This window comes from Pontixanthobacter aquaemixtae, assembly GCF_009827395.1.
Classification (GTDB): Bacteria; Pseudomonadota; Alphaproteobacteria; order Sphingomonadales; family Sphingomonadaceae; genus Pontixanthobacter; species Pontixanthobacter aquaemixtae.
The window spans coordinates 24481-37639 of the sequence record NZ_WTYX01000002.1; the positions used below are offsets into that span (position 1 = coordinate 24481).

General features: G+C 58.2%; 13 protein-coding genes. 8 read left to right on the top strand and 5 right to left on the bottom strand.

Going from position 1 to position 13159, the window contains the following annotated elements:
- The first annotated feature begins 37 nt into the window (after positions 1–37).
- Genes GRI41_RS09145 through GRI41_RS09175 form a run of 7 tightly spaced genes read left to right on the top strand, consistent with a single transcriptional unit; the run spans position 38 to position 7648 of the window.
- Positions 38–1243 (top strand): acyl-CoA dehydrogenase family protein, encoded by a 1206-nt coding sequence (locus tag GRI41_RS09145; protein WP_160604739.1) that lies wholly within the window; start codon positions 38–40, stop codon positions 1241–1243.
- A gap of 5 nt (positions 1244–1248) precedes the next feature.
- A complete protein-coding gene (locus tag GRI41_RS09150) occupies positions 1249–2754 on the top strand; it encodes an acetyl-CoA acetyltransferase (protein WP_160604740.1) in 1506 nt (501 codons plus the stop codon).
- A 1-nt stretch (position 2755) separates the two neighbouring features.
- Entirely contained in the window at positions 2756–4099 is a 1344-nt protein-coding gene (locus GRI41_RS09155) for a phosphotransferase (protein ID WP_328600542.1), read from the top strand.
- A gap of 4 nt (positions 4100–4103) precedes the next feature.
- Complete coding sequence (locus GRI41_RS09160) at positions 4104–5384, top strand: acyl-CoA dehydrogenase family protein (RefSeq protein ID WP_160604741.1); 1281 nt, start codon at positions 4104–4106, stop codon at positions 5382–5384.
- 38 nt (positions 5385–5422) lie between these two features.
- Positions 5423–6400, top strand: a complete 978-nt coding sequence (gene trhO / locus GRI41_RS09165; protein ID WP_160604742.1) for an oxygen-dependent tRNA uridine(34) hydroxylase TrhO — start codon at positions 5423–5425, stop codon at positions 6398–6400.
- The gene (locus GRI41_RS09170) at positions 6375–6995 is read left to right on the top strand and encodes a glutathione S-transferase (protein WP_202388827.1); all 621 of its coding nucleotides are present in this window, start codon (positions 6375–6377) and stop codon (positions 6993–6995) included. Before trhO ends, GRI41_RS09170 begins: the two co-directional genes overlap by 26 nt.
- Complete coding sequence (locus GRI41_RS09175; protein WP_160604744.1) at positions 6980–7648, top strand: Crp/Fnr family transcriptional regulator; 669 nt, start codon at positions 6980–6982, stop codon at positions 7646–7648. Before GRI41_RS09170 ends, GRI41_RS09175 begins: the two co-directional genes overlap by 16 nt.
- A gap of 3 nt (positions 7649–7651) precedes the next feature.
- Here the strand turns inward: GRI41_RS09175 and GRI41_RS09180 are convergent, their stop codons facing one another.
- From GRI41_RS09180 to GRI41_RS09190, 3 genes are read right to left on the bottom strand one after another with little or no spacing between them, the layout of a single operon-like run.
- Positions 7652–9019 (bottom strand): tetratricopeptide repeat-containing protein, encoded by a 1368-nt coding sequence (locus GRI41_RS09180; RefSeq protein WP_328600543.1) that lies wholly within the window; start codon positions 9017–9019, stop codon positions 7652–7654.
- Positions 9020–9034: 15 nt separating this feature from the next.
- Complete coding sequence (locus GRI41_RS09185; RefSeq protein WP_160604746.1) at positions 9035–9748, bottom strand: hypothetical protein; 714 nt, start codon at positions 9746–9748, stop codon at positions 9035–9037.
- A gap of 14 nt (positions 9749–9762) precedes the next feature.
- Positions 9763–11325 carry a toll/interleukin-1 receptor domain-containing protein gene (locus GRI41_RS09190; protein ID WP_160604747.1) on the bottom strand — a complete coding sequence of 521 codons (1563 nt, stop codon included), beginning with the start codon at positions 11323–11325 and terminating at the stop codon, positions 9763–9765.
- 47 nt (positions 11326–11372) lie between these two features.
- On the opposite strand from GRI41_RS09190, the gene GRI41_RS14410 reads away from it, so the two are divergent.
- A complete protein-coding gene (locus GRI41_RS14410; RefSeq protein WP_268893201.1) occupies positions 11373–11504 on the top strand; it encodes a hypothetical protein in 132 nt (43 codons plus the stop codon).
- 158 nt (positions 11505–11662) lie between these two features.
- On the opposite strand, the gene GRI41_RS14510 is transcribed toward GRI41_RS14410, so the two are convergent.
- Both GRI41_RS14510 and GRI41_RS09195 read right to left on the bottom strand, forming a co-directional pair.
- Complete coding sequence (locus GRI41_RS14510; RefSeq protein ID WP_407985547.1) at positions 11663–11893, bottom strand: heavy metal-binding domain-containing protein; 231 nt, start codon at positions 11891–11893, stop codon at positions 11663–11665.
- Positions 11832–13145, bottom strand: coding sequence for a radical SAM protein (locus GRI41_RS09195; RefSeq protein WP_160605791.1), 1314 nt, complete (start codon positions 13143–13145; stop codon positions 11832–11834). The genes GRI41_RS14510 and GRI41_RS09195 overlap by 62 nt, the downstream gene beginning before the upstream one ends.
- Between the last annotated feature and the right edge of the window lie 14 nt (positions 13146–13159).

Below are 13159 nucleotides of genomic sequence, written 5' to 3' on the forward strand. Positions count from 1 at the left end.
CAAACAACCGCAAAAGAAAACAAGAGCATCACTGCCGATGATGGACAAACCCGATCCGCGCCCGAGCCAAGGCTATATGACCGAAGAGCGCGTGATGATTCAGCAAATGGCGCGCGATTTTGCTGTCAATGAAGTGCTGCCGATTGCCAATGCACTGGACCCCGAAAAGGGCGAAATTCCGCAGGATCTGGTCGACCGGATGGGGGAGCTGGGGTTTTTCGGAATCCTCATTCCCGAAAGCTATGGCGGATTGGGCCTGGGGTTCTTTGAATATTGTCTGGTGGCAGAAGAATTATCGCGCGCGTGGATGAGCGTGGGATCGCTGATTGCGCGGGGCAATCTGTTCTACAAATCGGTCCCCGGCCTGACCGAGGAAGAACGCGATGAGCGGATCCGCCGGATGGCCAAGGGGCAATATCTGGGCGCATTCTCCATGTCCGAACCAAGCGCGGGTTCGGATGTTGCCGCTGTCCAATGCAAGGCCGTGCGCGATGGCGACGAATGGGTCGTTACCGGCAGCAAATATTGGTGTACCTTTGCCGACCGGGCCGATTTCATGCAGGTCGTCTGCCGGACCGAGAATGATCCCGACGCACCGCGCTGGGCCGGGCTGACATCGCTAACATTCGAGAAACCGCGCGGAGAGTTCCCGCAAGGCGTCTCGGGCAATGCCATTCCGAAAATCGGCTATCACGGATGGAAGACATTTGAACTGGCCTTCGACGGCGCACGGACCCCGGCCGGCCCGAAAAGCGATGCAGAGGGCAATGCGTTCAAAGCCATCGTGTCCGGTCTGGAAGGCGCAAGGGCGCACACCGCCGCGCGTTCCATCGGGCTTGCCCGCGGTGCGCTGGAAGATGCGATTGCCTTTGCCAAGGAACGCGAACAATTCGGCGAACCGATTGCCAATTTCCAGGCCATCCGGTTCAAAATCGCGACCATGGCAACCGAAGTCGAAGCCGCGCGGCAACTGATGTATTTCGTGTGCAACGAACTCGATTCCGGTCGCCGCTGCGACAAGGAAGCATCGATGGTCAAATATTACGCTGCCGAAATGGCAGAGCGCGTGACCAGCGAAGCGCTGCAAATTCTTGGCGGGGCAGGTTACACCACTTTGCACGCGGTTGAACGGCATTGGCGCGATGCGCGGCTGACCAAGATTTTCGAAGGCAGCAGCGAAATCCAGCAGCGGATCATATCCGATGTAATCCTTGGCAAACCCGTTCCCACGAAAGCGAGCTGATCTGCATGCCCAATGACCCTGCCCATACGCCTGTCATCATTGGTGTCGGCCAGATCAATGACCGGCCTGATGATCCTAAAGACGGCCTTGACCCGATAGGTTTGATGGCCGCGGCGCTGCAGCGGGCCGACAAGGATGCCGGCGGCGGGTGGATCGACAAGGCAAATTCGCTGGCGGTGGTGTGCCCGATTTCGCACCCCCATCTCAATCCGGTGGTCGATGCTGTTGCAGAGGCGCTGGGAATAGCGCCCGAACATCGCGTGCAAACACCAATGCCAATGGGTGACAGCCCGATAAAGCTGCTCAACGAAGCCGCCAATGCGATCGGTGCGGGCGAGATAGAAGTCGCGGCAGTAGTCGGCGCAGAAGCTTTGCGGACAGCCGCGCAGCTGGCAGCGCTGGCCAAAGGCGGCAGCGCGTCCGATCACAACAGAATGCGCTCGCGAAAGAACCGCTCTGCCCCCGGCTATCATGCGCAATATGGCCTGGTCGCACCGGTCGATATTTACCCGCTCTATGAAAACGCCACACGCGCGGCATGGGGCCAATCTTTGGCCGAAGGACAGGCGGAAAGCGGCGCAATTTGGTCGCTATTCTCCAAGGTCGCTGCGCACAGCGATGGCGCCTGGATCAAAGCGGAAAAATCGCCAGGGGAAATTTGCGAAGCGTCGATGGACAACAGGCCAATCGCTTTCCCCTATACCAAATTCATGGTTGCCAATTCATCGGTCAATCAGGGCGCGGGTTTCATCGTTACCAGCCTCGAACTGGCGCGCGAAAATGGCGTGGCAGAGGACCGTATCATCTATATCGGCAACGGCGCGGCGGCGCATGAGGATGACGATATCCTGCTGCGCGACCGCTATGACTATTCCGCGGGGATGGAAGTCTCGCTGACCGAGACTTTGCGGCTCAACCAAATGGAAGTCGGCGACATCGACTTTGCGGAGCTTTATTCGTGCTTCCCCTGCGTCCCCAAAATGGCGCGGCGGGTGATCGGTTGGCCCAAGGATCGCGAGGCCACGCTGTTTGGCGGCCTGACTTTTGGCGGAGGCCCCATTGGCAATTATATGAGCCACGCAGTGGTCGCTTTGGCGGAGAAATTGCGGCGCGAAGGAACCAGCGGCTTGCTGTTCGCCAATGGCGGCTATGCAACGCATAATCACACAATTGTGCTGTCCAATCAGCCGGTTGCCGGTGCGATCTTCCCGCGCAGCTTTGACTATCAGGCGCAAGCCGATGCCAAGCGCGAACCGGCACCTGTGGTCGACGAAGCCCATGAAGGCGAAGGCACGGTCGAGAGCTATACCATGTTCTACAACCGCGACGGATCGCCGCGCGATGGAGTTGTCGCTGCGCGCAATGGACAGGGCGCACGCTTCCTCGCCAAGGTTGCAGGCGATAACGAAGCCATGATCGCTTTTCTAACCAATGGCGCCAGCGAACCGGTGGGGACCAAAGGATTGGGCGAACGAGGCGAAGACGGTCTGCTCTATTGGAGGGCGGCGTAATTTGAGCGATTCCATCCAGCCCCTTCTGCAAGAGATAATGCGCCGCGCGATTGGCGAAGGCGAGGTGACCGATTGCATGCGCCTGACCGGCGGGGCGACAATGGAAAGCTGGCGGTTCGTATTCGCTGGCGAACCCTATGTCTTGCGCCGCGCGCCAAGTCTGGAATTCATGGCCGAGCGGCCCTTCGGCCACGATAGCGAAGCGGCGATTGTCCGCGCGGCCCATGCAGCAGGCGTGACCGCGCCCGAAGTTGTGGCCGACCTGGAGCCTGAAGACAGCCTCGGCAGCGGCTTTATCATGCGCGCGCTCCCTGGAACGCCCGATCCGCGCGCCATTTTGGCGATGGAGGATGCCAGCGGCTTGCTGAAGGAAGCGGCACGTGATCTGGCGCGCATCCACGCGATAAAGCGCGATGCTTTGCCCGATAATGTGCCCGAGCTCGACTATGCCGAGGGAATCGCGGGGCTGCGTCAGCAATTCGAGGAAGCCGGCGGGGACCGGCCGATCATCGCGCTGGGGCTCAAATGGCTTGCCGACAATGTGCCCGAGACGGTCGAACCGGTGCTCAATCACGGCGACTATCGGCTGGGTAATCTGCTCGCAGAAGGCTCGCGTCTGACCGGCGTGCTCGATTGGGAACTGGCACATTTTGGCGATCCGCATGAAGACTTGGCGTTTGGCTGCATGGCCGTATGGCGCTTTGCACGATATGACCGGCCCGCGCTGGGGCTGGGTTCGCTGGAAGACTATTTCGCTGCTTACGAGGCCGAAAGCGGGCGGAAAGTCGACCGCGAGCGTTTCCGCTTCTGGACGATCTACCGCACCGTGTGGTGGGCGCTTGGCTGCCTACGCATGGCGCAAATCTGGCGCAGCGGCGAAGACCGGATGCTCGAACGCGTCGTGATCTCGCGCCGCACCAGCGAGCAAGAGCTGGACCTGCTGATGCTGCTGGAGGAAGACGCGCCGGAGGAAGCGCAGTCCGAATACTCACATTGGTTCGACGATTTAGAAGATACTGAATCTGGCGAAGCAACAATGCCGGAGGTTCTTACGGCTGTGGCTGAGTGGATTGGTACAATCAAAGAACAGTTGCAGCCACATGATCAGTTCCAGGCCGCTGTCGCACGCAACGCCCTTGGCATTCTGAAGCGCGAAGAGATGGACGGAGGCTGGGATCTCCACTTTCATGAAAGAGCAATAGACCGTGCTGAAGATGGGATTGGTAGAATAAGCACAGAGGCACTCAAGACTCTACGCATGCGGGCCATGGCGAAAGTCAAAGTGGACTCCCCCAAATACCCCGCCCTTACCGTCGCGCGAAAGAAATGGACCGGAGAAGATTAAGCCCATGATGTTCGAACTGCCCGCTGAAATCACCGATTACCTCGCCGAACTCGACAGCTTTATCGAGGCCGAGATCAAACCCATTGAGCAGCGCGACGACAATATCCGTTTCTTCGATCACCGGCGCGAAAACAGCCGGACCGATTGGGACAATGGCGGCTTGCCGACCGAAGAATGGGAAGATCTGCTGCGCGAAATGCGGCGCGTGGCGGACGCGGCGGGGCATTATCGCTTTGCCCTCCCCAAAGAATTCGGCGGCAAGGATGGCAGCAATCTGGCGATGGCCGCGATCCGGCATCATCTGGCGCATAAGGGGCTGGGCCTGCACAACGATCTGCAGAATGAAAGCAGCATAGTCGGCAATCTGGTCCAGCCGCTGCTGGTGCGCGATTTCGGGACCGAAGAGCAAAAGCGCGACCTGATCCCCGGTATGCTCGATGGCACAATCCGCTGGAGCTTTGGCCTGACCGAAGAGGCGCATGGCAGCGATGCCACATGGATGGAAACCCGCGCGGTGCGCGAAACGCGTGACGGCGTAGATGGCTGGCTGATCAATGGCGAGAAAATGTGGACCACCGGCAGCCATGTCGCGACGCATTGCATGGTCTTCGCCCGCCATTCGGGAGAGGATGGCAGCCCCAAGGGCATCGGCTGTTTCATCGTCCCTTACGGCACCGAAGGCTTCACCATTGGCGAGTATCTGTGGACTTTCAACATGCCCACCGATCACCCCAAGATCGCGCTCAACAATGTCTGGATTCCGGCAGACTCCATTCTTGGTGATCTCGATTACGGGCTCGCCTGCGCGCAAGGCTTCGTCCACGAAAACCGCATCCGCCAGGCCGCTTCCTCGCTCGGCGCGGCGCAATATTGCATCGACGAGGCGGTGAAATATGCGGGCGAGCGCAAGCCTTTCGGCAAGCCATTGTCGGTCAATCAGGCGATCCAGTTCCCGCTGGTCGAGCTGCAAACCGATGCGGAAATGCTGCGCCTGCTGATCTGGAAGACGGCGGCGGAAATGGATTCGATGCCCAAGCCCGATGTCGCCAAATATCTCTCCGACAAGGTCTCCATGTGCAACTACAAAGCCAACCGGCTTGTCTGCGAAGCAGCCGACACGGCGATGCAAGTGCACGGCGGAATCGGCTATTCGCGGCATAAGCCCTTCGAGCATATTTACCGCCATCACCGCCGCTATCGCATCACCGAAGGGTCCGAGGAAATACAAATGCGCAAAGTGGCCGGGCATCTGTTCGGCTTTATGGGGCCGGGCAAGCGGGCATAGATTCTACCAATTCGCGCAATTCCGCCTATATGGCGGGCATGACGCAGCCTGCTAGCCAATCCGATTCCGCAATCGACCCGATCTGTGTTGCCGCGCTGTATCAGTTCACGCCATTCGAGGATCGCGAAGCTGTCCGCACGCCGCTCGCCACATTATGCGAGGAACAGGGCGTGCGTGGCACTATTCTGGTCGCGCATGAAGGGCTGAACGGAACCATCGCCGGCTCGGATGATGCAATAAATGCCGTGCTGGACCACATTCGTGCGATCCCCGGATGCGAGAATATCGAAGTCAAATTCTCGCGCGCGCCGAAAATGCCGTTCTTGCGGATGAAAGTGCGGATCAAGAAAGAGATCGTGACGATGGGTCAGCCCGATCTCGATCCGGTGGGCGATGTCGGGACCTATGTTTCGCCGCAAGACTGGAACGATCTGATCGATGATCCCGACACCATCGTGATCGACACGCGCAATGATTACGAGGTCGGGATCGGCACTTTCACCGGTGCAATCGATCCCGAAACCACCAGCTTCCGCGAGTTTCCCAAATGGTTCCGTGCCAAACGCGCCGAGTTTGAGGCAAAAGGCAAACAGCCCAAAATCGCGATGTTCTGCACCGGGGGAATCCGCTGCGAAAAATCTACTGCCTTCCTCAAGAGCGAAGGCATGGAAGATGTCTATCACCTCAAAGGCGGGATCCTCAAATATCTCGAAACCGTGCCCGAGGAAGAAAGCCGTTGGGAAGGCGAATGTTTCGTGTTTGACGAGCGGGTGAGCGTGAAGCACGGGCTGGAAGTCGGCACGCACACTTTATGTCGCGCCTGCCGCAATCCGATGGGGCCGGAGGATCTGAAATCCGATCTGTTCGAAGACGGCATCAGCTGCCCCAATTGTTACCACACCAAGAGCGACGAACAGCGCGCCCGATATGCCGAGCGGCAGAAGCAGGCCGAGCTCGCAAAGCAGCGCGGCGAGGCGCATATTGGCGATGATGCGCAGGAGGCCGCCAGTGGCTGAACCCATTCTCTACAGTTTCCGCCGCTGCCCCTATGCGATGCGCGCAAGAATGGCGCTGGCGATCAGCGAGACTGCGGTTGAGCACCGCGAGGTTGTGCTGCGCGACAAGCCCGAGGCGATGCTCGAAGCCTCGCCCAAGGGCACCGTTCCGGTAGTGGTGCTGGATGATGGCACGGTAATCGACGAGAGTATCGATGTGATGCGCTGGTCGCTGGGGCAAAGCGATCCCGAAGATTGGCTTTCGGGCGATGATCGTGAATTTATTGCGATGATTGACGGCCCCTTCAAACACCATCTAGACCGGTACAAATATTCCACCCGGCATGACAGTGACCCGGCAGAGCATCGCGCGGGTGCCTATGCCATTCTGGAGCAGCTGGAGGAACGGCTGGCCCAAAGCCGCTACCTATGCGGTACATCGCGCAGCATGGCGGATATCGCGACTTTTCCCTTTATCCGGCAATTCGCCAATACCGACCGCGAATGGTTCGATGCGCAGCCCTTGCCGCATCTGCAACGCTGGCTGGGCGAACATCTTGAAAGCGGGTTGTTCAAGCAGATCATGGTCAAACACAATCAATGGAAAGCTCCCTGATGGATCAGGCGGAGCGCATCTCTGTTGTCCAGGCAATCTTCGGCTGCGATACCGCCGAGGCAGAGGCGCTCAATGCGAGCCTGCGTTTCACCACAGCCGAACCATCGCGGACAATTGCATTGCAAGGCGACGAAAGCCGCGATTGCCAATTCGTTATTGCCGGATCGGTGGGTCTGCGCGCCCTCGGCAGCGAGGGGCAATATACGCAAGTCGCTACTGTCGAACCGGGCGAAATCTTCGGTTCCTTCCCTGATGCCGGAACGCACAGCGTAGAAGCAGTGGCGCAAGAGGCGGTCGAAATGTTGGTTATCGGCACCGCGCAGCTTCGCGAATTGGCGCGCAGCCACGCCGCCATCGCCAGCGGTCTGGCCGCATTATATGCGGGCCAGCTTGCCAATGTGCTGGGCCGGTTGGCCGCGCGCGTTACGCTCAGCGCCAAGGGCCGCGTCTATAGCGAATTGCGCGATCTGGCGGATGGTGACGGCCGGATAGCCCCCGTGCCGGTGGTGTCGGCTCTTGCGGTGCAAGCGCAGACATCGCGCGAAACGGCGTCGCGGGCAATCAGCCAGTTGGAACGTCGCGGGGTGATCGAACGGGCCGCATCGCATTGGCAGGTGACATCGCTGCGGATGCTGGAAGAGCTTGCCTTCTAGCTCTCAAAACAGCGCATAGAGCGGCATCAAACCGCCTGCCCAGCGCATATCGCCCGCGCTTTCCACGCGCAGATCGAACCCGCTGCCAAGCAAGCCATACCCCGCCGCATGCGTCGCCACGCATTGCCCGGGAACTGCGCATTCGAGCATCGCAGAAAGGCGCTCGGGCACCGGGGCCGGGATCTCATCCGAATGCGACACGATCCAATCCACCGCGCATGATTCGGCGCGCGCGCCCATCGCTGCCCAAGCATCCGCCAGACTTCCAAAAATTTCCAGCCCGGAAGCGGACAGCACCGCAGCCCGCAGCGATCCGGAAGCTGTGGCAGGTCGGGAAGGTGCACGATCCCCTTTGCGGCGTGCCTTCAGGATGGCAGCCTCGCCCGGATCAGAGATCGCATCATTGCTGCCCACGATCCGCAGTCGCCGCGCATTTGCCCGCAGCTGGGTGGCCGAATGTTGGGCCATGCCCGCGGCCACCGCGTCCCCTCTTTCCACCGCTGCCGCATCGGGCGCATCGGCGTGATCAAGGCAGCAAATACTCTCGGCCTGGTCCATCAGCCGATCGAAGCGGGGCCCCCACGCATCATCGACAATAGTCACCGAGGCAGCGCGGAAGGTCGCCCGATCGCAGGGCAAAATAACATGCAATTGCGCGCCGCGCGCCAGCAATGCCTCGCCAATCCAGATATCCGATCCCGCGGCAAGCGCGCCGAATCCGAAGCCGATATTCTCCCGCTCCAGCCATTCGGAAATCTGGCGTGGGGCCGCCTCATCGCTTTGCGCGACATTCATGATCCCGGAAAAATGCACCGCCGATGGCGGCCGCAGTTGATCAAGCCATGCGGCATCGCAGCCGAGCTCAGCGCACAGCAATTCAAATTGGCCGATCGTGGCCGCATGATCTTCCCAAGCCGCGGGCTGTTTGGTGACCGCGCCACGCAATGCCGCGCGCGCTTGCGCTTGCTCGCCAAGTAGAAGCAATGCCTCCGCCCGCGTTGCCCCAAGCCAATAAGGCGTTTCCGCCTCGTCAGGATTTTCGTCGAGCGCCTTCAGAACATCGCGGGCCAATTTCTCTGACTGCGCCTTTTGCCCTGCCAACAAGTAAAGCGAGGCGGCGTTGATCAACGGATAGCTGCCATTGTCGATCGCGCCCGCCTTCGCATAAATCGCCGCAGATTCCGCGAATAGCCCCGCCCGCTCCGCGCCTTCAGCCAGCTTCGCCCGATCCTTCACCAGCCGCGCCTGCAATGTAAGCGCGCGCTGGTCGGTGTCTGAATCGAGCAATCCGTTTTGCTCCATCACAGACCAAGCCCGCTCGAGAGAACCCGAGCGGGCCAGACGGATTATATGGGGGTAGGGAGAAACCATTACACTTTTATCGACTTATGGCGTTCCGCCACCTCCCGGCCCGTTATTGGTTCCGGTCGGATCGACAAGTACCCGCAAAGAAGTACCGTCTGCTAGCTTCACTTCCATAACCAGATCAAATTTATGTGAAACCTTATCATTTGCGCCGAGCTCATTTCCATCGCTGTCAGCGCTCATCAGATTAACAAATGCGAACGCGTTGCGCCGCCCCCCAGTACCGACATGGCGGCCTTCGAAATAGGAGTGGTTTGGATTTCCGGTCGTCGTGATGAGAACGGGATCGCGACCCCGATCAAATTCCCAATTGGGATGATCAAAAATGACCACAATCCAAGATATCCAGTTCCAGGAAAAATTCGCACCCACTGACGAAAGTTCCACCAGAGAATCTCTATCGAGATTCCCATCCAGATAGTCTTCGGTCAGCTGGTTCAGATTACCGGGCGGGATTGCGCGGGGTTTTTGTGCATTCGTCGGCATGCTTTGCATCTTATGATGCTCCCAAGAAGTGTTTCCTTCCTGCCGATACCAGTGGTGGGCGACCGAAATTGTGCCGCTATCGTTCAGCGAGAATCGCAGGAAGTATGCGCAGTTCGGTTGTTTCTTATATCGACCATTCGTGTGGTTAGGGCGGTTCTGGCTCAGATCTTTTCCAGATATCTTATTCGTGAGCGTCAGGATTTCCGAGGTTCCGTCATCGATTGGAAGCAGTTTTGGTATCAGTGTCATTTTTTTGACTCCTGTCATTTAAGGTTGGCCTGAACAATATTGAGCAACTCCGCCCACTCATTGTTGTTAGGGTCAGACTCGGTCAGCTGCGTAATTTCTGTCAGCAATGTCGGATCCCAAGTTCGAAGAATTTTGCATTTGCATTGGGCTCTTCGAATTTCGAGCAACGCATTTCTATTGACCAGCTCACGGTATTTGAAATTCCGGTTCTGGGGCTGTCTGCCAAGCAGTTCATCAATTATTGTGCGCTCTTGCTCTCTTACAACGCGTGCTTGCTGCCATTCCCGCTGAAAAAAATGGCTGTCTGATTCCCACGCCTGTGCATTGCCAAGCTCTATCAAGGGTGTGGCCGATGTGTTGGTCTGCGACACAGCTTCTTGAAACATCGCAACCGCATGTTTGAAATGCTTCTCGGCCGATTCTGGTTTGCGGAGCAAGCGCAGCTGTACGATTCCCAGATTGTTTTGTGCGTAGCCGACTTCCATCTTGCTGCGAGTCTTGGCTGGTTCGATTTCTGATAGTCGCATCGCCAGTTCATTGTAGGCTTCATATTGGACGAGCGCGCCTTGAGCATTTCCTTGCAGCTCATACACTCTTCCAACCCAATACTCGCTTTGTGCATGCCCGAATATTCGGTCGGGCACGTTCGGGTTTTGAGCGAGCAATGCCCTTGTAACGCGGCTCGCTTCCTCAAATTTTTCCAGAGCGGAACCGAAATCTCCTCGGGTAATTTCGTCCTCTCCCATTGCGTGAAGAATACGTGCCCGTCGCTCTAAACTCTCAGCGGGCAAGTCATCCAAGTCGGTTTGCGCTTCGAAGAATGCCATCGCTCGTTCATTGACGCCGTTCATCACATCCAACCGTCCGACTCCTTTGAGTTCGGTCCGCAAATCGGTCAGCATGTATTCAATCAAACCTTCAGCCTCGGCCCTTTGGGTTTGCGCTTCGTTGCGCTGCTGGATTGCGAATGTCGTCATCAGCGCCATCACTACCATCGCGGCAAGGGCAGCGACTGTGATCGCGGTCACGCGTTTGATCTGGCGTTGGGCGTCGCGATTGACCAGCGAGTCGAGCGGGACACCGGCGATCCCGGCGACAATTTTCAGGAAGCCCAACCGCGGGCCATCGCCTTCCTTGCGCAGATCGGCGGCAAGCGGCTCGCGCCCTTGTTGCAGCGGTTCCGGAAATGCCTCATTCGGCTCCCCGCGCAGAATCGCCGCGAGTATCGGCCGGTCCGGATGCAACTCGCGGAACAATTCAATTTCGCGCGCGACCCAGGGTGATTTGCGCGCATCAGGCGAACACAGCACAACCAAAGCTTCCGACACAGCCAATGCCTGCTTGACGCTTTCGGTCAGATCCTCGGCGGCGGGCAAGTCCTCACGGTCCCGGAAAATAGCGCCCACGCGCCCATCATCTTTCGCCTCACCCGCCTTTTCGCGCAGATGCTTGGGAAGCCGATAGGTTTCCAGTTTGCGATGCAGCTTCTGCGCCGCTGCCTTGTCGGCATGGCTGTAACTCACGAAAGCCTTGAACCGGCTCCCCGTCCGCACTTGCGGGATATTCTGTTCGGCCAAAGCAACCCCCCTGCCTTTGCTCGTCGCAAAGCGTAGCAGGGAATCAGATGATTACCAGAACCGTAAAACCGGCACGGATGGCCGCGAAAACATGCGGTTGCACGGCACGCCCGCCACCGGCCAATGCCACAGTCGCAAGCGAACAGCGCCAAGCCGCCGGATTGACCGAATTGTGTTAGAAATGGTGCCCAGAAGAGGACTCGCATAGTTGGCATAAGCAACTGATATTACATTGATATTCTTTGGGACGGATGAAGACGGCCCGCAAAAAGGCCCACTCGGCCCGTTTTATCATCACAACCAATTGATAATTCGAGGTAATTTTTTTGCGCACTAATTAGCTGGAGTGTGAACACCCGAAAACCGCTTTGTGCTCATCAAGCGCCAGCGCTGCGCTCTGAGGCACAAGCGCCATACCACAAATAGGGCATGAGCCAGGTGAGACCTGTCTTACATCGCAACCCTCGTGCTTTTCATGGCGGTAGTGCTGATTATTGACGGGTCGATTAAACCGCTGAACTAAAACGGCCGGGCGGGTGATCGCGATAGGGATCGAACAAGGCTGCAATCGCCCGTGAGTATGGAAGCCCCTGAGGTGTTATTGAGATGACACCCTCTTCACAGCACGCGAGACCTCGCTCAAGAAATGGCATCAAAAACGGCATTACCTGGGCTTCAGTTTCCGAGGATATCTGAGCCTTCCCCGAACACAGGAGTTGCTCGATCACCTGGCCCCGAGTGCGGTCATCCGTTGATCTGGACCTACCTCGCACGGTGGCTAGACGGCCATCCGATGCTAGCATACGGTATCGGCCGCTATTCTTCTCGTTCTGGGCGAGGAGGGTCTCGAATGAACTGATGGCCGATGCACCCAAGCCTATCAAGGCGCGCGCATTGTCATCGGTGAAGCCTTGGAAATTACGCCGGAGAGTTCCCGCTTGAGCAGCGATTGCAAGCGGATCGTTTTCCGAGCGTGCGAAATGGTCAAACCCGATGGCACTAAAGCCGTTGGAGCAAAGAAAACTGAACCCGATTTGCGCCATTCCGAAACGCGCGGCCCGGTCAGGCATGAAGCGGGCATCGACCGCGCGTTGCCGCGGCACCACATGCGGCATGTGCGCATAACCAAACAGGGCAATGCGGTCGGCACCGAACGCCACTGCCCGCTGCAAGCTTTCGGACAGATCATCGTTGGATTGCTGCGGCAACCCGTACATCAAGTCGAAGTTGAGCGATGTCACGCCAGCGTTACGCAAAAGATCGGTCGTTTCGGCTATCAATGTCTCAGATTGGACACGCCCTATCGCTTCCTGGCAATGCGGCGCGAAGGTCTGAACGCCAAGGCTTGCGCGATCGATCTCAAGCACTCTTATGACCTCGGCCCATTCACGAGACATTGTGCGTGGATCAAGTTCGATGGAGAAAACCGGATCAGAGATTCCGAAGCGGATGATCAGACCATCGACGAGGCGGACGAAATCCGTGGGTGCGAGCGCATTGGGACTACCGCCGCCAAATGCAATTCGGCGCACCTGCGAGTTCGAAGGGAGCAAGCGCGAGACCGTCTCGATCTCACGATGCAGCGCTTCGAGATATGATTCCAGTCTGTGTCGGCGTCCTGCAGCACCCGTGTTACAACCACAGTAATGGCAGATCTTTTCACAAAAAGGGATATGCACGTAGAGCGAGACGTCTCCGGACGTGCTCTCAATCGCAGTGCTGTAATCGCCTGCGTCGATCGCCTCGAACTCGGCTGCAGTCGGAAAGCTGGTGTAGCGCGGGACAGGCTGTTCGAGCAATTCGGGATGGTAAGGCCACATGGCCAACGGATGCG